Annotated in this window: 22 protein-coding genes; 7 read left to right on the plus strand and 15 right to left on the minus strand. The window is 59.9% G+C overall.

The features are described 5' to 3' along the window. Positions 1 to 286: 286 nt before the first annotated feature. Positions 287 to 2,815, minus strand: a complete 2,529-nt coding sequence (locus tag sS8_RS16390; RefSeq protein ID WP_119630543.1) for a DNA phosphorothioation-associated putative methyltransferase — start codon at positions 2,813 to 2,815, stop codon at positions 287 to 289. A 157-nt stretch (positions 2,816 to 2,972) separates the two neighbouring features. Beyond that, on the minus strand, positions 2,973 to 3,119 hold the full coding sequence (locus sS8_RS28200) for a hypothetical protein (protein WP_170161118.1): 147 nt from the start codon (positions 3,117 to 3,119) through the stop codon (positions 2,973 to 2,975). 42 nt (positions 3,120 to 3,161) lie between these two features. Between sS8_RS28200 and sS8_RS16395 the strand changes: the two genes are divergently transcribed. From sS8_RS16395 to sS8_RS16410, 4 genes are all read left to right on the plus strand, one after another. After that, positions 3,162 to 3,353: a hypothetical protein gene (locus tag sS8_RS16395; protein WP_119630544.1), complete on the plus strand. Its 192-nt coding sequence runs from the start codon at positions 3,162 to 3,164 to the stop codon at positions 3,351 to 3,353. 45 nt (positions 3,354 to 3,398) lie between these two features. Beyond that, positions 3,399 to 3,920, plus strand: coding sequence for a CAP domain-containing protein (locus tag sS8_RS16400; RefSeq protein ID WP_119630545.1), 522 nt, complete (start codon positions 3,399 to 3,401; stop codon positions 3,918 to 3,920). Positions 3,921 to 4,104: 184 nt separating this feature from the next. Beyond that, positions 4,105 to 5,121, plus strand: coding sequence for a hypothetical protein (locus sS8_RS16405; protein WP_119630546.1), 1,017 nt, complete (start codon positions 4,105 to 4,107; stop codon positions 5,119 to 5,121). Beyond that, on the plus strand, positions 5,118 to 5,450 hold the full coding sequence (locus sS8_RS16410; RefSeq protein WP_145986566.1) for a hypothetical protein: 333 nt from the start codon (positions 5,118 to 5,120) through the stop codon (positions 5,448 to 5,450). Before sS8_RS16405 ends, sS8_RS16410 begins: the two co-directional genes overlap by 4 nt. Before the next feature lie 91 nt (positions 5,451 to 5,541). On the opposite strand, the gene sS8_RS16415 is transcribed toward sS8_RS16410, so the two are convergent. From sS8_RS16415 to sS8_RS16440, 6 genes are all read right to left on the minus strand, one after another. Beyond that, on the minus strand, positions 5,542 to 5,982 hold the full coding sequence (locus sS8_RS16415) for a molybdenum cofactor biosynthesis protein MoaE (RefSeq protein ID WP_119630548.1): 441 nt from the start codon (positions 5,980 to 5,982) through the stop codon (positions 5,542 to 5,544). Between the two features lies 1 nt (position 5,983). Next, positions 5,984 to 6,217 (minus strand): MoaD/ThiS family protein, encoded by a 234-nt coding sequence (locus sS8_RS16420; RefSeq protein ID WP_119630549.1) that lies wholly within the window; start codon positions 6,215 to 6,217, stop codon positions 5,984 to 5,986. Positions 6,218 to 6,400: 183 nt separating this feature from the next. Next, positions 6,401 to 7,021, minus strand: a complete 621-nt coding sequence (locus sS8_RS16425) for an amino acid kinase family protein (RefSeq protein WP_145986567.1) — start codon at positions 7,019 to 7,021, stop codon at positions 6,401 to 6,403. Further along, positions 6,999 to 8,405 (minus strand): aminodeoxychorismate synthase component I, encoded by a 1,407-nt coding sequence (gene pabB / locus sS8_RS16430; protein ID WP_119632849.1) that lies wholly within the window; start codon positions 8,403 to 8,405, stop codon positions 6,999 to 7,001. The genes sS8_RS16425 and pabB overlap by 23 nt, the downstream gene beginning before the upstream one ends. After that, positions 8,402 to 9,460, minus strand: coding sequence for a hydantoinase/oxoprolinase family protein (locus tag sS8_RS16435; RefSeq protein WP_119630551.1), 1,059 nt, complete (start codon positions 9,458 to 9,460; stop codon positions 8,402 to 8,404). The genes pabB and sS8_RS16435 overlap by 4 nt, the downstream gene beginning before the upstream one ends. Then, positions 9,450 to 10,463: an ATP-grasp domain-containing protein gene (locus sS8_RS16440; RefSeq protein ID WP_119630552.1), complete on the minus strand. Its 1,014-nt coding sequence runs from the start codon at positions 10,461 to 10,463 to the stop codon at positions 9,450 to 9,452. Before sS8_RS16440 ends, sS8_RS16435 begins: the two co-directional genes overlap by 11 nt. Positions 10,464 to 10,474: 11 nt before the next feature. Here sS8_RS16440 and sS8_RS16445 point away from each other — a divergent pair, with 11 nt between their 5' ends. Beyond that, positions 10,475 to 11,182 carry a HisA/HisF-related TIM barrel protein gene (locus sS8_RS16445; protein WP_119630553.1) on the plus strand — a complete coding sequence of 236 codons (708 nt, stop codon included), beginning with the start codon at positions 10,475 to 10,477 and terminating at the stop codon, positions 11,180 to 11,182. A gap of 73 nt (positions 11,183 to 11,255) precedes the next feature. Here the strand turns inward: sS8_RS16445 and fae are convergent, their stop codons facing one another. The 7 genes from fae to sS8_RS16475 form a co-directional block, all read right to left on the minus strand. Then, entirely contained in the window at positions 11,256 to 11,768 is a 513-nt protein-coding gene (gene fae, locus sS8_RS16450) for a formaldehyde-activating enzyme (RefSeq protein ID WP_077732049.1), read from the minus strand. Positions 11,769 to 11,908: 140 nt separating this feature from the next. Next, complete coding sequence (locus sS8_RS16455) at positions 11,909 to 12,772, minus strand: triphosphoribosyl-dephospho-CoA synthase (protein ID WP_331852262.1); 864 nt, start codon at positions 12,770 to 12,772, stop codon at positions 11,909 to 11,911. A gap of 5 nt (positions 12,773 to 12,777) precedes the next feature. Beyond that, positions 12,778 to 12,903, minus strand: coding sequence for a hypothetical protein (locus tag sS8_RS29585; protein ID WP_269461466.1), 126 nt, complete (start codon positions 12,901 to 12,903; stop codon positions 12,778 to 12,780). 128 nt (positions 12,904 to 13,031) lie between these two features. Then, positions 13,032 to 13,976: an ATP-grasp domain-containing protein gene (locus sS8_RS16460; RefSeq protein ID WP_119630554.1), complete on the minus strand. Its 945-nt coding sequence runs from the start codon at positions 13,974 to 13,976 to the stop codon at positions 13,032 to 13,034. Between the two features lies 1 nt (position 13,977). Beyond that, positions 13,978 to 14,973 carry a methenyltetrahydromethanopterin cyclohydrolase gene (gene mch / locus sS8_RS16465; RefSeq protein ID WP_119630555.1) on the minus strand — a complete coding sequence of 332 codons (996 nt, stop codon included), beginning with the start codon at positions 14,971 to 14,973 and terminating at the stop codon, positions 13,978 to 13,980. Positions 14,974 to 15,021: 48 nt separating this feature from the next. Then, complete coding sequence (locus sS8_RS16470) at positions 15,022 to 16,155, minus strand: ATP-grasp domain-containing protein (RefSeq protein WP_119630556.1); 1,134 nt, start codon at positions 16,153 to 16,155, stop codon at positions 15,022 to 15,024. Between the two features lie 45 nt (positions 16,156 to 16,200). Further along, positions 16,201 to 17,214 carry a beta-ribofuranosylaminobenzene 5'-phosphate synthase family protein gene (locus sS8_RS16475; RefSeq protein ID WP_119630557.1) on the minus strand — a complete coding sequence of 338 codons (1,014 nt, stop codon included), beginning with the start codon at positions 17,212 to 17,214 and terminating at the stop codon, positions 16,201 to 16,203. A gap of 242 nt (positions 17,215 to 17,456) precedes the next feature. Between sS8_RS16475 and sS8_RS16480 the strand changes: the two genes are divergently transcribed. Together sS8_RS16480 and sS8_RS16485 are read left to right on the plus strand one after the other, a co-directional pair. Further along, positions 17,457 to 18,740, plus strand: a complete 1,284-nt coding sequence (locus sS8_RS16480; protein ID WP_119630558.1) for a formylmethanofuran dehydrogenase subunit B — start codon at positions 17,457 to 17,459, stop codon at positions 18,738 to 18,740. A gap of 433 nt (positions 18,741 to 19,173) precedes the next feature. Further along, positions 19,174 to 20,844, plus strand: coding sequence for a formylmethanofuran dehydrogenase subunit A (locus sS8_RS16485; RefSeq protein WP_119630559.1), 1,671 nt, complete (start codon positions 19,174 to 19,176; stop codon positions 20,842 to 20,844). The last annotated feature ends 34 nt before the right edge of the window (positions 20,845 to 20,878 follow it).

Raw genomic sequence — 20,878 nt, forward strand, 5'->3', positions numbered from 1 at the left:
GACCATCAGATGTTGACTTAAGCCACCACGAAGCCAGAAAATTTTTCCTGCGTGCGCGACAGGTCGACCACAAAGTTATCCACGATTATTACGATTATGCCCCTTGTTATATAGTGGGCACATTGAAATATAAATCGAAAATATGCGAATGGGAAATTCGGGCTGGCGCTACAGGACATATCAAATGTAACAGGGATACCCTCTACTATGTTTGTGATACCTGTGATGACCTATTTCAATCCGAATGAAGATGCACTCAAAACAGCGCCACGAATCCACCATTTCGTCAACCAAAAACCCTCGGCACCCTTCTCCTTCCAACCACTCTCATCTCGTACGCTTCCCCTGTTGGATGTTCGGAATAGCTGACGTGCACCGGCTTGTCGGAGCCGTAGTAGTACAACCGGTCGTAGGGAAGGTTCGCCATGATCCAGCGGGCGACTTCTGCCATGTCCTCATCCCGCACCAAGAAATCCGCAGCCGCACCGAGCCGGGGGCAGATCGACTTGCCTTTCCGGTTCAGTTCGTGGGCGGCGCGTTGGTCGAGTTCCGGGGCGATGCGGGCGGGAATTTGTTTACCGAGCTCCGGCGAGCAGAAGCCGTAGGTGAGTTCGATCATCCCGAAGTAGTCGATCACCGGGTCGAGAATGTTGATGGCGAGGTCGTACAGCGCGGAATAGCTGTCGGGTTCCTTGGGACGATTGGGTAAGCCGGTGCGGGCCTGAGTTTCGCCGCATTCGATCAATTGGCGGTAGGTGAAATAACGCCCGCAAGGGTCGTCCAAATCGGGAATGCTGCGGCTGCGGACGAGGCGGAAACCGTCGATGGTCCAGCGGGCGGCTTCGAGGCGAGCATGAAATTCCGCGGGGCTGGGGCCGTAGCCGCTGAAATCGAACACGCCCAGGTTTTCCAGCATCTCGTCGAAAGCCAGTTGCTCGGCGTAGTTCGGAAACTCTTCGTTGATGAAGCGGGATTTCCGGTAGAGATAAGGCGGTTCGTACGGCTCGCCGTAATCGAAGATGTCGAGTCCCTGGGTTCGAAGGTTGATCTTCACCCGTTGCAGCAGTCGCGGCAGCGGTTTGCCGGAAAAATCGTCGAAACTCATCAGGGAGAGCTTGCCGGAACGAATATGAATCTTGATGAGATCGGCGCTGCTCACGTCGCCGTAGAGAAGAAGGCCGCAGCCGACATAGACGCGCAGGACGGCGGGCAGTTGCACGACTAGCCGCGTGGGAAGCTGCAGCGATTCGCCTTCCTCCAGCCGGCCGATACCTTGCTCGGCGGCTTCCCGGCAGGCTTGTTCTATGGTCTCCGGGCTGGCGGCGGCGAACAGGAGTTCCCGACCGGATTCGAGGGCCGCCCGGTAGTTGCCGAAGAAGGCTTTGATGTCCTTTTGCAGGCGGGCTTCAAGATGGCGATACGGTTTGCGCTTTTCGAACTGCCACAAGGCAAAGTAGACACGAAGGTCGTCGATGCGGGATCGCCGGGCCTGTTCAAGAATGGCCTCGGCGTTTTCCTTGCGGGACTTGACGAAGCGCACAGCCGCCGGGAGCGAGCCGAAATGGGCGGCAACGGCGTCCGAATCTGGAAACTCGCTGCGATCAGGGTCGCGACCGAGCTTCAGGCAGTTTTCCCACAGCGAATCCAGGAGCTCACGATGTAGTTCATACTTGGCTTCCGCCTTGCCGATTCTTGCGGGCTTTGCCGGGCGGGAGAGATGGGAGAGCCGCAGGATGTTCCGCCGATTCTCCAGCCGCCCGACCATGAAACGCTGCTCGGCATCCTTGTCCTTGAAGACGTAGAAAATGCCCGGGCCGACCGACAAGGGCTCTTCATCCAATACCTCGGCGATGAAGGCACGGAGCTCGCCCTGGGTATAGTATTTCTGAAAGGTATTGCGCGACGTAAGAATGCCGTCGCCGTAAGGCGTGCCGCGCACGGCGTCCGGGTTGGCCAGCATGGCCGAAACCACCAGCAGTTCCTCCGCCAGCCGAAAGGCGCCTTGCAGGGCTTCAACGCGCTCCTCCATGTCCTCGATGACGTTGATCACAAATCCCAGGTTGACGATCTGGGCGTTTCTCCGGGTTTCTTCGGGCGCGTAATAGGGGTCCCAGCCGGCGGCCTCGATGCCGTTTTCCCTGAGCCCGCGCACGTCGTCCCCCCGTCCGCAGCCGTAGTCGAACACGGTTTTCGAACCGTCCAGAAATCCGAACCGGGCGAGCGTTTGGATCGGCGCGGAAAATCCGTAGCGGGTGAGCGCGGTGAGGTGGCGGGCGATGCCGAAAGAGTCCGTAGGCAAGCCGAATCCGCCGATGTCGGACTCGTCATTGCCGATGGGCACCAGTTCATGCCCGGCCACCTTGAATCCACGCGGTGCCAGCAGGATGTCCCAGGCTTGCTTGAACCCGATACGGCAAGGGTCGTCGAACAGGCCGATTTGCTCAGCGGACGAGGTCAAAGCCTCGAACATTTCCCTTTGTGGATGGCTTGCGGGCAACAGCAGTTCTTTGCGGTGCAGTATCGGCGGGTTGAGGGAGTTTTCGTAGGTGCGGAAGCGGACGGTGTGATTTTCGAGGTCGACCGTCCAATAGCGGCGGAGAACCGGAAAACCTTCCTCGAAAAATCCCGGATAATCGAGCAGCGAAACGCCGTTTTTGTCCCGGTTCAGCTTGACGACGTTGTAGTCTTCGCCGGGGCGCACCTGAGCGATGCAGCCCGCAGCGTGAACCGCGTCGCGCGATTCCGGCTCTAGCGTGTCCAGCAGGCTTACGTGGAAATAAACGTTCCGGGCGACGGACTTGCCGAACGGCGGCATGAAGCGAACTCCTACGAAACGATGCAGCCCGGTACGGTCGGGCTGGAAAACGACCCATTCGGAACCGCGGCTACGGTGGTAATGTTCACGGTTCCGGCTTCTTGCGCCCGCCGCAAGGAACAGAAACGTCGCTCCATGGCCGATCGTGGAAACCGAATTAACCCCAGTTGCCGAAATGCAGAAACACGATTCTTTCTTCAAGCGTTGGGCTGAAACCAAACGCGAAAAAGAATAACGATACGGCCGAGTTGCCGAAAGTCACGCGCAACGGGCTGGCCGAGGACGAGGAGAACACGTCGTTCATCCTGTCGCCTTGCGCGAGCCGTTTCGACAGCGGGAATTTGCCATGCGTGACGGACTGGACGACTACGATGGCGACTACACTGTTTTCAAGCCCCGCGGCGAACTCGTGACCTCGAGCATGCGATGGGCCTTGAAACGCGCTCAGGCGGCTTCCTCCGATGCTGCCGGCTCGCCGGAGTCGTCAAGCGCGCCGGTCATGGCGGACAATACTCTGAACTGGGAACGGCTTTTCTAAACATCGAACAACAGTATTTGGAAATGGCACCGCCCAAAAACGAATATGGCACGACTCGTCCTTAGCCTGATTTTGACCACCGGTTTGGTAATGCCCGTCTTCGCCCGCGAGGCGCCTGAAGTCCGATGCCCTTCCGCCGATGCCATCCGGCGTGAAATCATCAAGGAACTGAAAGCCGTGCGTGCAGAACCGAGATACTGCGGCCGGAAGCAGTTCGGACCGGCCCGGCCGCTGGGGTGGAATCCGAAATTATTCGAAGCCGCGGAAAAACACGCCAGAGAGATGAGCCGCAACGAGCGTCTCTCGCATCGAGGCCGGGACGGCCAAAAGGCGGGGGGCCGAATTACCCGGGCCGGCTATGACTGGGAGGTTTATGGCGAGAACATCGCCCAGGGGCAGCGCACGGTCGGGGAAGTCATGCGGAGCTGGCTCGAGAGTCCCGAGCACTGTTCCGCCATTATGGAAAAGGATTTCGAGGAAGTCGCCGTTGCTTGTGCGGCAGGCGGACGAGGCTCGCCTTATTGGGTCATGGTTCTGGCCGCCCCGTTAACGCAGTTCAGACGCTAGGGACATTTGTTTCGGCCAGGGCTGCTGGCCTTCGCACCATGTTTTTGGCTCGGGCCCGCCTGGATGTACCGGGGGAAGGAGACATATTCTACGGCCCTGACCGCTACCGCTGTTCAATCACCGTTGACCTCGGGGGCAAAGCGTCTATTCTTTCCGAAATTACCATCGCGAAGAGCAAGGAGATATGGCTGAAACGCGGACCAAACCCCATTTTTCGATCGTCGAGAGGCCCGTCATGGCGGTAGACCACGCCCGTGAGGTCTACCACAACCCGGATTCGGCCAACCTGGCCTGGTTCTTCCAGCTCAACGAGATCACGGAGGACACCGTCCTGAAACCGGGAACCATGTTGGTCGTACCGACCGGTCAGGCCTGCACGGCCGCCGAGGTCCAGCTTGCCGCCAACCTGCGCGACCCTCGGTTCTGGCCGCGCGGCATCCGCGGACCGATCGAACACCCGGAGATCACCAACCGGCTTTACGAACTGCTGGAATATACGCAGACACTGCAGACACCCGGCGGGCTCGGGGCTTATGCCTACGCCGGGCAGCGTCAGATCGAAGATATCACCAAGATTCTCAACGAGCTTCAGAAACTCTACCAGGACACCTATTCGGCCTCGGGCAAGTTGAGCGGCGCGGCCTTCCAGCACCGCCGCCGGGAACTGCTGAACCGGCTCGACGGTTCGCTGCGCGGCTGGCTGCGCCGCGGCCTGGTCGGTCCCGACGAACCGCTCATCCGCCGCAGGCTGGGCCTCTCCAGCAAGCGCATCGTTCACCGCTGGCGGCAGGCGGGCTCCGCTGCCGGCGGGATACCGGAGCTGCGTCAACGGATCGCCGGGCTGAACCGGGCAGCCGGACAGGCCAAGGCGCTCGGCCATATCGGCATCGCCCTGGATACCGCCTGGTCGGCGGCCGAAATCAAGCGTCACATCGAGGAAAACCGCCAGGACCGGAACCGGCGCATCGCCGGTGAAGCCGGGCGATTAGTCGGCAGTGTCGGTGGCGGCTATCTGGGCGGCATCGGCGCTTACGGGCTTTGCAGCTTTGCCCTGGCCTTACCTACGAGTGGATCCAGCCCGCTCTGGTGTGCCATCGTCGGGGGCATCGGCAGTTTTGGTGTAGGATATGCGGGCAGCATAGCTGGTCCGAAGGGCGGCGAGTTAATTTACGACGTAACGGAAAGGGTGGCCGACTGGTGAGCACCGGCGACGTGATTATTGCGATAGTAGCCCTAATTTGGGGCGTAAGTGGCTTGGTCCTGTTTTTTTGCGTTCCCTTCATCGAGCTGATCCTCATGCCCTGGCATCGCCGCCGGACCGGGCGCGAGCTGATCGAGCCGACCCTGCCCTTGCCCGGGCAATCCGCCTTGGCTCTCGGACTTTGCATGACCTGGCCGCGCTTTCATAGAGCGACCGGTCACGTGATTACGATCGATCAGGCACCGCGCTGGTGGCGCTGGATTGTCCTTGTGACCACCTGGGCCGGATGGGCCTTTCTCCCGACTCTTATCGTCCTCTTGTTTCTGTGACCCGATATCCTCTTCTGAAAGAGCCTGTTGTGTCCTTTGCACTCCATGCCGCCAGCTACGACTCGCCGAAAACCAGACATCCCGGCTGATCTCAATACCCGCTGGTATTCTTTTCCACCCAACGCTCGCCATGCTCCAGGGTTTCCTTTTTCCAAAACGGCGCGCGGCTTTTCAGCGCTTCCATGATGTAGCGACAGGCGTCGAAGGCTGCGCCGCGATGGGAAGACCACACGGCAACCAGCACGATGGGTTGATCGGGAAGAATTTCGCCCACTCGGTGAATGATCAGCGCATCCAAAAAGCACCAGCGGCTTCGGGCTTCCTCGGCGATTTTCTCGAGCTGCTTCTCGGTCATGCCCGGATAATGGTCGAGGAACATGCGGCGGACCGTTTCGTTTTCGTTGAAGTCGCGCATGGTGCCGACAAACGCGCAGGTCGCGCCGTATTTTCCGGCGTGGCCCGGTGTTTCCGTTTGATGGCGCTGTAGTTCCGCGTAAGGGTCGAATTCGGTCGGGCGCAGTTGAATCAACACCTCACCCCCCGGTAACCGGCGGGAAGAACGCCACTTCGTCGCCGTCCTTGACCGGCGCGTTCGGATCGGCATAGTCCATGTTCACCGCACAGAGGATGCGATCCGGCAGATATTGGCCTTCGCTCACCGCTTTCCACACGTCGCTGACCGTAACAATGTCTTCCGCGGCAAGGCTGTCGTCCACTCGCCCCATTTTTTCCCGCAGACTTCCGAAATAACGCACTCTAATCGACATGCGAATCAGTCTCTTTCGTCACCAAAAATCGTCCAAGAGTCGCCACTCTGTGGCTTAGCGTAAAGAAAGTAAATCGCCATCGGAACACATCGGTATTCGATAGCCTGGTTATAGTCCCGACGCGCCGGAGAACATCCGCCCCGCCGGCATTCATTTTCTACTTCGATCAAAAGCGGAACTTTTTTATCCGGCGGAGCGATCGACGCACGTGAAGACATGAGAGGGGTCCCGCAGACCTCCCCTCACCAACGGATAGTCTTGCCGGTGACAAAGCCAGCTTGAAAAAGCCGCGTCGGCGGCAAAGCGCTCGAAAGCGGCGTCGACCACACCTTGCGCGACAAGTCCGCCGTATGAAGTATCACGTACCGCGATCGCCGCCGATTTGATCAAGAGCAAATTCGCGGCATTCAAACGTCGAGCCAGCCAAGCCGCCAAACTATCCGACGTGATGTCCCACGACGCCGGAAGGCTCGGATCGCACGTCAAGGACAAGTCGGGCAGCCAAACCGTCGAACGGCCGGATGCCGCCGATTTCCGAAGCACGTCCACTTCGCTCGCGACTGCGAGCTTCGGGCACAATCCGCTCAACATTAAACCGTATTGCGCCATGGCGAGCAGCGCCATGGCGTGAGCCGGCTCGTCACTGAACCGCCAGCGCCGCTGCGCCAATCGAACCTGATCGGCGAAAGGTCCTCCTCCCGGCACGATGACGACGTTCGCATCGGCTAAAGCGTCCAGCCAGAACGGGAGGGTGTCCGAGCCGGCCAGGCTGCCGCCCAGCTTAACCACCCATGTGATCGACACCGGTTCTCGGGACCCGGAACTGTTCGAGCAGTTGCAACAGGGCCGAAGCCTTGTCGTAGCATTCCTGGTACTCCTGGTCCAGAACCGAATCGGCCACGATGCCGCCGCCGGCCCAGAAGCGGATCGTACCATCCGAGTGCACCAGGGTACGGATGGCGATATTGCTGTCCATATTGCCGTCGAAGCCGATATAGCCGATCGAGCCGCAATAGACGCCGCGACGATGAGGTTCGAGTTCTTCGATGATTTCCATGGAACGAATCTTCGGCGCTCCGGTAATGGAGCCGCCCGGGAAACAGCCGCGCAAGAGATCCACGGCGCCGTGGCCTTCGGCCAGCCGGCCGCGGATGGTGCTGACCAAATGATGCACAGTGGCGTAGCTCTCGACCTCGAAAAGCTTGGGCACGTGAACCGAACCCGGCGCGCAGTTCTTGCCTATATCGTTGCGCAACAGATCCACGATCATCAGGTTTTCGGCACGGTCCTTGACACTGTTCCGAAGTTCCTCCGCCCTGGCGGCGTCCGCCGCCGAGTCTTGAGACCGCGGGCGAGTCCCCTTGATGGGCTTGGTTTCCACGATACCGTTGCTCACTTTGAGGAAGCGCTCCGGCGAGGAGCTGAGTATCTGAACCTGCGGGAAATTGAGGTAAGCGCTGAATGGCGCGGGATTGTACGGCCGCAAAAGCTGGTAGGCCGCCCAGGGATTTCCGGTGCAATAGGCCGAAAAGCGCTGCGCCAGGTTGACCTGATAACAGTCGCCCTCGCGAATGTAATGCTGAACCCGTCCGAAAGCCCGAGCATAATAGGCACGGCTCATGTTGGAGACGACATCGCTGAGCAGATAGAAGCCCGCCTGCTGCCATCCTATGGTCTGAATTTGGCTGAAAGCCTGGACCAGGTGAGGCCAGCGCGACGCCAGAGAGGGATCGCGCCCCTGCGCGACCAGCCAGGTTCGGCGCGCCCAGTGATCCACCACGACCGCCCAGTCGTAAATGCCGACGATCATCTCCGGGATGTTCTCCGCATCCAGGGCCTTGTCGGGCAGCTTCTCCAGCCTTCGCGCCAGGTCATAGCCGAAATATCCGATCGCACCGCCGCAAAAAGGCAGTCCCGGAAACTGCGGTGCCGGCTCGCCGAGATATCGTTTTACCAGGGTAAAAGGATCTTCCGGCGACAGCGTGATGGCACCGCGCGATCGAATTTCGGTGAGCGGCCCTCGGCTGACGAGGGTCGCAACAGGGTCTGCCGCGATGATGTCGTACCGTCCCTGCCGACTGTGCGGAAATCCGCTGTCCAGAAAAACCGCCCAGCGCCGCTCCGCCCAAGGCAGAAACAAAGCGGCGCTGTCCTCGAAATAAGGCAGCTCTTCAATTCTCGGCGTCATGTCGGCCCCACCTCCCGCATCGCCAGGCAAGCCACGGCTGCGGCCGGAGCGCAATCCGAAGCGTAAAAATCGTTTTGCGGCGTAACCATTGAAAACAGTTCGCTGAAGTCTTTATAAGGAAATCCCAATCGGCCCGCCAATTCTCGCACCAGAAACCGCCCCACGCCAGCACCGATCAAGGGGGCGTCATCGTCCATCAAACCGCGCGAAAGCTGGCAATCCAATGCCGAATGAAGCTTTGCCAGCTGCCGCTCCCGAAAAAATCGGGCCGCCCGCCGCCATTGCTTCAACGAGGCCGACTCCGCATCGCGCCCGAACAAGCGGGCCAGACGCCGGGCGCTTCCCCGGACGGTCTTCTCACCGCCATCGGCCGCCGGCGCCTGGTCGGCGTAATCGGGTAACTCGCCGCAGAGCCGATAGACGTCGGCAGCGGTCGCGAAGTGTTCGGCCATGATGCCCACCCACTCGCCTTCGAAAGGCGCACGATCGGCCAGCGCCATTGCCGGGGTACGGACGACCCCGCAATAAATCAGCTCATCGTAGCGCATTCGTTCAAAATCGGTATAGCCCCGGGTTCTGACACGGTGCCCGCAAATCGGCGCGATATCGGTCGTCGTGCTGCCGATATCCACGAATAGGGCATCGCGTACGTTTGCCGCCACCCAGAGCGCGCTCGCCAGCCAATTGGCCGAAGCAATTTTGGGCGCGCTCTCCGCAGTTATGGCCATTGGATCTAGAAACCCGTCAGGTCCGGCAAAAACGCGCACCGAATTCTGTGAACAGCACTGGGTCGTCGCTTGGACCAGGGCGAGAACGCCTTGCTCCCGGTTTTCGAAAAAATCCACCAACTCGCCGGTCATGGTCAGCGCATGGCGACAGCCCGGTCCCGGCGCAAAGACGTTCAGAATTCGGTTCATGGCGTCATGCAATCGATCCAGGCCCAGCCACAAGGGACAGGGCTCTTGAAGGACGGCGACGATTTCACCGGCGCCATTCAACGCCACGGCCTTGAGATGGGCTCCGCCGATGTCCCAGCCGATCAGTTCAATGCTCATCCCGCGGCTCCAAGCGAATCTCGATGGGTCTTGCCGATTGGGCGTCGAAATCGGGCAAGGTTCCGCCGCGCCACAATTCCAGAACGAGTGCGGCAGGATTGATGCTTAAGGATTGCCGCAGGGCGGCGTAGGAAGTGGTCAGGCGCGGGTTGATCTCGAGCACTTTCGGCCCCTGTCCGCTCTGGATCAGATCGACCCCGGCGTAGCCCCAGAGCTCCGGCACGGCCTCTGCGATTCGATCGGCCAACGCGCGATAGGCGGCAAGCCCCGTGCGAATGGCGCCGACCTCGCAACCGCTCAGAGCAAAACCGCCCCGCGATCTGACGATCCGCTGCCGGTTACAGCTCAGCAGCAGCGCCTTTCCGTAAGCAAAGAGAACGGACAGGCTCAGCGGTTCACCTTCGATCAACGGTTGAATGACATATCGGGCGACGTCGTCGATTTCGGCTCTCCAAGATTTCCACTGGCCCTCGGTTTCAAAAATACGGGCACCTTCGCAGCCGACACCGTCGTCCGGTTTCACGACCCACGGAAATGGCCAAGGATTCGATTCGCTCGGAGCGTGGGTCGAAACGACAGGAACGCCTTTCTTTTCCAAGCGCTTTATGGTTGCCAGCTTGCTCGCGGCAAGGCCGACGCCATCGCCCGGACTGGTCAAAAGCGTCTTGCCGGCCGATTCGACCCGGCGGCAAAGGCGTTCTAGAATGCCGCCGGTTTCCGGAGCGATCGGCCATACCGCATCGCAACACGCGATCTGATCTTCAAATCGATGTTCCAGATCGTCTTGGCTAGCGACAAGAACCCAGACAACTCCGGATAGCGTCTGATCAGGAAGGGGAAGGCGCGCGTCCCGCAACACAACCGCCCGCCGGACCTCCGGCAACTCGGACAAGTCGCGGAGGAGCGCTGCAAGCATCAACTCCCCTTCTTGCGCCAACGCCGGCGGAATCTCTTCGCCGAGCATTCCGCCACCGGTAATATACTCAAAAACCAGTATCTTCATCCGACCACCCAATGGAAATCATCCCCGTCATCGATATCATGGGCGGCGTCGCCGTGCACGCCAAGGAAGGCCGGCGCGAGCATTATCGCCCACTGCAAAGCGTATTGTGCTCGACCTCCGAACCGGAGGCGGTCATCCGCGGCTTGCTCGGTTTGCATCCGTTCAAACGGATCTATATGGCCGATCTCGACGCGCTCATGGGCAAGGGCGCGCAAAATGATTTGACGATCGATCTTGAGCGCCGCTTTCCGGAGGTCGAATTTTGGATCGATCGAGGATTGCCGGGCGGAGGCGAACCGCCCCCGTTTCCGGCTGAAGCCAACGAGCGCGCTGTCGTCGGCAGCGAATCGCTTTCCGAGGATTCCTTGCCGATTCTCTCCCGCCTGGCCCCCAATGTCATCTTGTCTCTGGACTTTATCGGCGACCGCTTGTTAGGCGCGGCGAAATTGCTGAATAACCCGGAGCTTTGGCCGGAGAAGGTGATCTTGATGAGCCTTTCCCATGTGGGCAGCAAGGCGGGGCCGGATTTGGACCGTTTAGCCCGGTTTAGCCGCAAGTATCCCCAGCGACGCTTCACCGTAGCCGGCGGCGTGCGGGACGAGCAGGATCTGAAACGGCTAAAATCCATGGGAGCGGCCGGGGCGTTGCTCGCTAGCGCCTTGCACGCGGGCACTATCGACCCGAGGATGATCGAAGACTCGGAAGAAGGGGTAATCTGAGGCCGGCACGCAATTCCGGACGAAAAAAAACGTTGCCCCGGGGGTCCGGGGCAACGTTTTTCGGCAAGCGCGATTATTTGTGCGCTGCGAAGGGGTGCTCGATCTGACCCTTCTGAGCCACAACTTCAGCAGCCTTGGGCTCGCCGGCAACGGCGCGCTTGATAGCCAGCTTGGTAGCTTCGTAGTTGTAGTCCTGGATTTTCGCGTCGTCTTCAGCCAGCCAGTGGATGAATACGCCTACACAGACGAAGATGTCGTCGGCTTCGTCGGCAGGAATGGTGCCGTCTTCGACGCAATCGGCCACAGCCATGGCAACGCCGCGCTGTGCAGGTCCGAACATCTGGGTAGCCTGTTTGCCGTTCTTGATGGTGACCTTGTTGAACATGACGGTGTTCGGCTTAGCCATCAGGTTCGGTGCAACCACTGCCAACAGGCTGCTGAATCCGTCTTTGTTATTGGTGATGCAGTTGGCGAAGGCCGTCTCTGCAGCACTGCCGCGCGGACCCATGATCAAATCGATATGGGCGATTTCGTTGCCGCCGCCGCACAGAGCCTCACCCACCAACATCTTATTGATTTTCCCCATTGCAAACTCCTCTTTGATTAAAAAAGAACAAACGTTCGAAGTAACGACACAGCCATATCCTCCTCCCCAGGCGAAGCATCAAAAATCCATATTATTGTGCCGACGTGCCTCTGCGCTTCCAGAAAACGGGCCGTCTTTCCCTAGCGCTGGCTCAGAAGCGCTTCCAGCCGCACGGCCAGCAAACACGCTACTGTGAGATCGGCCGTCGTACCCGGATTTATTCCGCAGGACTTGAACTCGGCATCCACTTCTCGCAGGAGCGGCATGACTTGTTCGGGCCTGTCGGAAACGGATAACGCCTTATCGATCTGCGCCATTCGGCTGGCAACTATCCCTGTATAACGAGCGCCAAACTTACGCTCGATGTGGCTGTCGGGGATACGCATGAGCAATCCTGCGAACACTGCCACTGCCGACCATTCTTTATCGCCCCACCGGGACAAATTCCTATGATAACTTGGAATTGCGAATTCAAAAACATCTACAAAAGAATTAGTGTATTGATAAGCGATGCGATCTCGATGTTCGGCTAGGACCATGGCTTCCAGCAATGTCACCTCCGGCTCGTCGTGAACATCCTGTTCCGGGGACTCGCCCAAGCCCCCCGGCTGTGCCAGGCGTATGGCTTTATAAGCCCAGGCCGCATCGGTTTGCGTGGTGGTGCCGAGAACCCTCCGGAGCGCATCCCTGAGCGTTTCGCCTCCGCGAATTTCCTGAACCGCCTGGAATAGCGGGGCAGCCAGCAGAATGATGCCGAGATTGGTATTGCAACGAACGACCTCGCGGGTGGCACGGGTCGCCTGGAAAATCTTTTCGCCCAGGTTAAGTTCGGGATCGCATAAGAATGGTCCGCTGGCCGCGGCGCTCCTGCGGAAGTCCTCCACGGTCATATCGTGGGCTTCCGAATAAACGCTGACGTTACCCGGCTTGAAAGCGCGGAGTTCAGTCTCGCAGGCATCGAGGTATGCGGACAATAAGACGTCGCCTCGAATGAGTATCGCCACCGTCGTCACCAGGCCCGGATGTTCCCGCGGAGGGTATCGAAAAAGGCGAATCCGCCGCACACTCGAGCACGTCCGACTGCCGCTTCCAGGATTATCTTGAGCGTGCCGAATCCGCGTTCCTGCTCTGCCATGAGTCGCAGCCCAAGCAACGATTCGGGATTTGGAAGAAAGGCGGGGGATTTTTCGATCGATCCCGGAGACGCTACACTGCTCTGAATCGGAGGCGTTAAACCTGACTTGTTCGAGACTGCAGGCGCCCTCACCCCACTCCCTCTTCGAGCGGGAGAGGGGCTTTTACGATACCGCCCTCATCCGACCGTGGAACACAAAGAGACAGGAAATCGTCGACCAATAAATCCGCGATCGATACCTTGCTGACGCTCTGCAAGCCCTTCCACGCCGGAATGCTGTTGACCTCGAGCACGCTGTACCGGCCGTGGTGATCGCGGATGATGTCAACGCCCGCGTAGCCCATATCCAGAACCTTCACCGCATCCTCCGCCATTCGGCACAATAGAAGATCGTCGAGACGCGCCGGCTCGCAACGGGCTCCCTGAGCGACGTTGTTCAGCCAGGTAACCCCGCAACGCCGCATGGCGGCCACTGCCTTACCCCTAATGACGAATACGCGAAAATCATGGGGCTGCTCGCCGCAACTGACGAAACGCTGCAGATAAAAAACACCGTTGCTGTCGCTTAAGCCCGCCAGATCCTCCGGCTTTTCATACCGCTGCAAGCCTTGCCCCTGGGAACCGAACAAAGGTTTCGACACGAGTTGATGGCCCGCGCGCAGCTCACGCTCGGCCAACGCAAACGCCTCATCGCGGCTGCCCAGCACCCAGGTGGGCGGCGTCGGTATGCCGGCACGCTGCAGCAGAAAACTGGTCATGGCTTTGTCGACGGTGCGCTCGACCGCCCGGCCGTCGTTGTATACCGGAATCCCGAGCAGCTTCAGTGCGTGCAGCACATCCAGGTAAAACACCACTTGGTCCAGCGACCCGCCCGGCACGCCGCGCACGAAGACACCGTCGGGAAGGCCGTCTTCGAAACCCGGCAGGAGTACCGGCAAACTGCCGGACTCGAGATTCAGCCGGCAGGCAGTCAAGGACACATAAGAATAGCCATACCCTTTCGCGGCCAAGGCCTCGCGAAGCCGTGCGCCGTGCCAGCCCGGATCGTCGGTGATGATTGCGATGCGGCTCAAATTATTCTCCGAAGGAACGCTCCAGAAGCGCTTCGTCGAGCTTGCCCGCGTGGAAACTGCGGCCGGACTCGACCGCCGTGACGATGACACTGGCCGGGCTGAACAGCATCGGATCGACCTTGAAGAAGTCGTACTTGTAATCCTTGAAAACCTCGGCAAACGGCCTGCCGTAATCGCGCGAAACCGAACTCGGAAGCTCGTTGGCTAGCATTTCCGCCGCTTCGTCGCTGCCCTTCACGAACAAATGCACGGTGCCGCCGAACAGAATGGCATCGTTGGTCCGCCCCATGGCTTTGACGAAATTGGGATGAGGCGGCGGAACCGGGGCGGTGCCGGTACCGTCGATGATGTTGCCCAGCGGAAAATGCAGCGAATGGGCCTTGTGCAAGGCTACCTCCAGTACGCGGCCGACGACCTGCATGCCGCCGGCGAGGCTGGAGGTGGGCGTCAGGATGACATTGACGTCGCTGGCATCCACTTTACAAGCCTTGGCGATCTTCTCGATGACCTCGACCGGCGGAATTTTGTCCACTTCCATCACGATAGCCGTCTCGCTGCCGTAGTCGCGATAGCCCAATTCTTTATAAAGCTCTTCGACCGGTTCCTCGCTGCCGTCCTTCACCTTGGTCGCCATGGCCCGGGCAGGTCCCGATCCGAGCGCATAAAATGCGCTCTTGCCCTCGCCGTGCGACAGGCTCCATCCGGCATACTGGCTGCCCAGGCAGGAAATAACAGGATTGGTGGAATGAACGTTGACCGTGAGCGGCCAACGGCTAAAGGTCGAAGCGTGGGTAAGGGTCACGGTTCCGAGTCCACCCATGCAAATCTCAGCGATCAAGCGCCCTGCCTCCAGTCCGCCCACCGCATCGATCCCGGCGTCGATAATCGTACAGCCATTGTCCAGCTTGTCGATCTTGAGCCGGAGCTTGTCCGCGTTGGCGATCATATATTTGACGATGGGGAGCGCGTGCGCATTGACGCTGACAGTGTGTTGCATAGTTACCCTCCAGCCCGGTTCATTAAAGAAAAACGAGATTGTACTAGCCTAAGATCGGACTGCGTACAGTCGCTTGCGCAACTCGCTCAACCGCAGTTCGATCGAACGTTCGACCCCGGAACGGTCGTTTCCCTCGGCGCAAACGGTACATACCGGCTGACCGGCGCCGATGCGCGTGCCCGAAACCGGCCGATCGGTACACCAGTCGGGCCAGGCCATGTCCCCGGATATTTCGAGGTCCCGAGCCGCGAAAAAAACCTTGAAGGCTCGGACGACACCGCAAGTCTCCGCGGTTTCCGGAATTTCCGCACGGCACGCCCGAATATGTTCGGCCAATAAGCCGCGCGAAAAATCCCCGTCGTACAGGGCCATGGTGGCGCTCGGCCTGGGGTTGATTTCCAGGACCCGGCACATTTCGCCGTCGAGCATGAAATCCAGGCTGTTCAACCCTTTGAGCGGAAGCGCGCGGATCAGGCGCGTGATGTACGCCTTTACCTGCCGCCGCTGTTCCGGGAGGAGATCGGCTCGATTAATGGCGCCGGCAAACAGGAACGGCCGGCCCGCGCCATGATCGGCCGTCCATAGCGTGTTGAAGCCAATTATCCGGGCACTTTCGCCGTTTGCCAGAAACAATGCCGACATCGCTCGGCCGGGAAGCCGGCGTTGATAATAGTCGGTCGGCCCCGGTTCCGCTCGGCCGCAAAAACGCACGCCCTTGCCGCCTTCGCTACGGCCGGACTTGAGCAGCCAGTTTTCCGGATCCGGCGGGCGTGTACGGCTGGATTCCGGGTACGGAATATCGTGCTCCCCGAGCAGCTGGAAAAAAGCATCAGGCGATTTGAGTGAATAGAGAATTTCCGGCGGATTGCCATAGAGTATTCGCCCTCGCGCGAGCGCTTCCAGAATTTCCGGATCGGCGTCGACCCCGCTCCCGTAAACCAGCGCGTACCCCTGCCCCGCGGGAGCAAGCCGTTCGGCGGCTTGCAACACGCTTTCGCGCTCGAAACCGATTCCGGCAGCATTCACCGCCTCGCAACTTTCCGAGCAGGCGCGCGTTTCCCGATCGGCATAAAGATCGATCGAAACCGGCCGCATTTCGGCACGCACCGCCGACTGCGCCAACATTCTCGCCGAGCAGCCTATCAGCAGCAGGCGTTCGGGTGAATCGAACGGTTTTTCCAATGATCGATCAACGGAATCCGCAGCCGACGCACCGACAGACCGGAGCTAAGACCGAATCGCCCTTTCCCGCGAGACATCCGCCCTCTCCATGATGACCTCGGCACCTGTGTTGCGGGGACTGGCCAACAAGAACCGCAGGCCGGCCGCGCCGGCGAATTGTCGCCGCGCCGAGCTTATCAAGGTTTCCGCACGAGAAGCATCCTCAACCAAACAAAAACCGGTCGGCCCCCAAGAACTCTGACCGATACCGAAAGCGCCCCGCGTTTCAAGATAAGCCAAAGCCTCGGCGACATCGGCACTGGTGAAGCGTCCACCCTGAGCGGGGGCGAAATAATCGCCGACCGAGCGCTGCAACTCCGCGATCGCATCGCCGAAGCTTCGAATATCGCCCTCCACCAATGCCGGCAAGGCTTTCATCACCAGCAAATGGCATAGATGAGCGGCCTCCGCAGCGGGAAAAACCGGCAGGGACCGAAAAGCATCGATCTCTTCCTTTCCGTGCAAACCCAGATCCCGCTCGTCGAAAACCAGAATGAAACGCCACTCGACCGGAAACTCCAGGCGCGCGATGACTGGCGGATTCACCGAGTTTTCGCCCCGTCCTCCGTCGACCACCAGGCCGCCCTGCTCGAATACCGCGATGCCGATACCCGAGCGCGCTCCCCGCTCCACGATCGGAGCGAGATCGCGTATCGAGAGATCAAGGCCGTAGAGGCGCGACAAGGCCATGCCTACTGCCAGTTCGAGCTGTGTACCGGAGCCGAGTCCGACATGCCCCGGTATGGCTTCCCGGACATGAATCTCGACCCCGAAATCCCGCCCCAGGGCGGACACGAACTTGTTGACGGCGGCAACGGCTCTATCCGCTCCGGGTCCGTGCGCAACCAGCCGATCAGACGGCATTACCCACAGCCGGGTCGCGATTTCATTGACGCCGACACCGATACTGCCGAAACGCCGCCCCAAGGAACCGCCCAGATCGAGAAAGCCCATATGCAGACGTGCGGGAGCAACGACGTGGACACGAAACTTATGGTGTCTTGAGGAGTTGACTGACATTGGCTAAAACGACTTCCGGAGAGCCACGGAAAATTCCGCTCAAGAAGTAACTCGAAAGCGACATGCTATTGCATGGTCTCCGCTTTGTCGACCGCAAGCCCCGTTTAAACCGACCTCCGCCACCAGTGCCCATGTTGAAAAATCGTGCCGAAGCTCCTATGCTGCGTCGAACGCCTTCTTGACTATAGGCTTCCGGCCTTCGCGCCATTCGTTCCATTACCAATCATGATTAAGGGAAGGGCATGACCGAAAGCACCCAAACCCGCGTTTTCGAAAACGTTCCCAGTCCATTTTGCGGCATTGCCTCGGACGACTTGAAAATCGAGGTCGACGGCCAGCAGGTCAGAATCCTCGAAAACGGTGACGCCGTGACGACTCCCGGCTTCGAGCAGGCGGTCGGCGACACGGTTCCGCGCATCGCCGGAGAACCGGCGACGCTGGATCAGGCGACCGCACGCGCCGCGGAGATCTTGAAAAGCGCACGCCTTCCGGTATTCAGCGGCTTCGGCACCGATGTCCACGAAACCCGAGCGGCCCTGTCCCTGATCGACCGTTGCCGCGGTGTCTTCGATCAAATGCGTGCCGAGGGCGGTCTACGCAACCTTCTGGTGTTGGCCGATTCAGGCTGGATGGCGACCACCCTGGGCGAACTCAAGAACCGGGTGGACGTGCTGGTTTCGTTCGGTACCGATATCGAACTCAATTTTCCGCGCTTTTTCGAACGCTTTGTCTGGAACCGGGAAACCCTATTCGAGGGCGGTACCGCCAAGCGCGAAATCATTTTTATCGGCCGCGCGCCGGCCGGTCAGGCAGCCACCGCTCCCGACGGCCGCCAGCCGAAAGTCATTCCTTGCGCCCCCGAGCACCTGCCGGACGTGGCCGCGACGCTTTCGGCCCTGGCCAAGGGCGCACAACTCCAGGCCGAGCAGATCGCCGGCATTCCCGTGACGGAACTCCGGTCGCTTGTGGATCGCTTGCGTCAGGCGAAATATAGCGTCGTGACCTGGGCCGCGGGACAGCTTACATTTCCGAACGCCGATCTGACTGTACAGCAACTGTGCCAAATGGTGGCAACGCTCAACAAGGAGACCCGCGTAGCGGCGCTGCCCTTGGGCGGCCAGGACGGCGATCGAACTGCCAGTCAGGTGTGCGCCTGGATCAGCGGCTATCCGACGCGCGTCAGCTACGCGCGCGGCTATCCCGAATACGATCCGTATCACAATGGTACGGCACGACTCCTGGCAAGCGGCGAAGCCGACGCCCTGTTCTGGGTATCGAGCCTGAGCCCGACGCCACCTCCTGCGAGCAGCGTGCCCACGGTGGTCATCGGCCGCTCCGGAATGCGTTTCGAATCCGAACCCGAGGTATTCATTCCGGTGGGCGTGCCCGGCATCGACTTTGCCGGCCACATGTTCCGTTGCGACAATGTCGTTGCCATGCCGCTTTACCAACTCCGCGAATCCGGGCTATTCAAAGCATCCGACGTGCTGCGGGCGATTGAGCAGGCGCTCGCCTCGAACGCGTAGCACCGGCATCCAAAGCTGCCACCTCCGTTTCCGGTTTGTCCCGAGGGGTTCGGGCGCAGACCGGAAACGGGGGGTTAGGAAACCTGCCGGCAAACACAGATCAGGAACCGTTCCGTATGCTCCGCCCGACATCGAGGCAACTAAACTGTCCCGTCCGGGTCGATATTGGCGAGTTGAAAAGTTAAAAGGGGTTGCATATTCTTCGTCAGAATGTCTTCATAAAGACCATTTACATCCGTTCGATGCCAGTACCGCCTTTTCATCCCACCCTTCGATCTCCGGCGTCGTTGCAGAACGACCGCGGCGGCCAAACCGATCCGCTGAGATTGTATTTGACGGCGACCCCGAGGCGTGACTGCCCGGACCGGGCCGGATTTCGGATTTAGACCAGCGGTATCACCTTGCGGTAACGATCCACAGGAGAGCTAGTTTCATGCTGATTAAACTCACGGGCGGCACTGTCTACGATCCCGCGCACAATGTCGATGGCCGAGTGCAGGACATATACATCCGCGACGGCCGGATCGTAGCCGACTCCGACGTTCAAGGCACGGCGCCCGACCAGGAATACGATTGCCGCGGCAAGGTGATCATGGCCGGAGCCATCGACATGCACACGCATATCGGCGGCGGCAAGGTAACGATCGCCCGCAACCTCCTGCCGGAGGACCACCGCGCCGATCCGTCACCCCGTTCGGAACTGAAGCGCGCGGGTTGCGGACACGCCGCCCCTTCCACCCTGACCACCGGCTATCGTTACGCCGAAATGGGCTATACCACGGGCTTCGAACCGGCGGTGCTCCCCATCAATGCGCGCCAGGCCCATATGGAAATGGCCGACGTCCCGCTCATGGACGTGGGCGGCTACGCCATGCTCGGCAGCGATGACTTCTTTTTGCGTCTTCTGTCATCCGGTGCCGACCAGAAGATCATCAACGATTATGTAGCCTGGACTCTGCATTCCAGCCAGTGCATCGGCATTAAAGTGGTCAATCCCGGCGGGATCAGCGCGTTCAAATTCAACCAGCGCAAGCTGGATCTGGACGACCGGCACAGCTATTACGGCGTCACCCCGCGGCAGGTCCTTCAGAAACTGGCCAGGGCGGTGCATGAACTGGGCGTTCCCCACCCCCTGCACGTACACGGCTGCAACCTGGGAGTACCGGGCAACCTGGAAACCACGCTGAACACGATCAGCGGCATCGAAGGCCTGCCGATGCACCTGACCCACATCCAGTTCCACAGCTACGGCACCGAGGGCGACCGCAAGTTTTCCTCGGGCGCGGCGCAAATTGCCGAAGCAATCAACAAAAACCGCAATATTACGGTGGACGTGGGCCAAATTCTGTTCGGCCAGACCGTCACGGCCTCGGGCGACTCCATGCGCCAGTTCGCCAATGCCCACCATGCCCACCCGAACAAATGGGTGTGCATGGACATCGAGTGCGATGCCGGCTGCGGCGTTGTACCGTTCAAGTACAGGGACCAGAATTTCGTCAACGCGCTGCAATGGTGTATCGGCCTCGAAACCTTCCTGCTGGTGGACGATCCCTGGCGTATTTTCCTCACCACCGACCACCCCAACGGCGCGCCGTTCACCACTTATCCCCATTTGATCCGACTGCTGATGGACAAGAGCTTCCGTAACGACATGCTCTCGACCATCAACGCCGATGCCGCCGCGCTGAGCACGCTCGGCTCCATCGACCGCGAGTACAGCTTGTACGAGATCGCGATCATGACCCGAGCCGGCGCCGCCAAGCTCCTGGGCCTCAGCGATCGCGGCCATTTGGGCACCGGCGCCGCCGGGGATATTACCGTTTATAACGAGCAAGACGACAAGGAGGCGATGTTTACCAAACCGGCCTATGTATTCAAGGACGGCGAACTGGTCGTGCGCAACGGCGAAGTCGTGAAAGTCGTCTGGGGAAACGTGCACACGGTCAAGCCGGAATTCGACCGCGCCGGCATCGAAGGCAAGCTGCGGGATTATTTCGACCGTTACCACACCATGAAGTTGGACAATTTCATCATTCGCGACTGGGAAATCGAAGGCGACGGACGCAGCAAAATACTCGTCCACCCGTGCCAGGGAAATGCTTAATTTCGAGCGTGGATAGGGGAAGCCTTCAAAATGT

Origin of the sequence: Methylocaldum marinum, from assembly GCF_003584645.1 — a bacterium.
GTDB lineage: Bacteria > Pseudomonadota > Gammaproteobacteria > Methylococcales > Methylococcaceae > Methylocaldum > Methylocaldum marinum.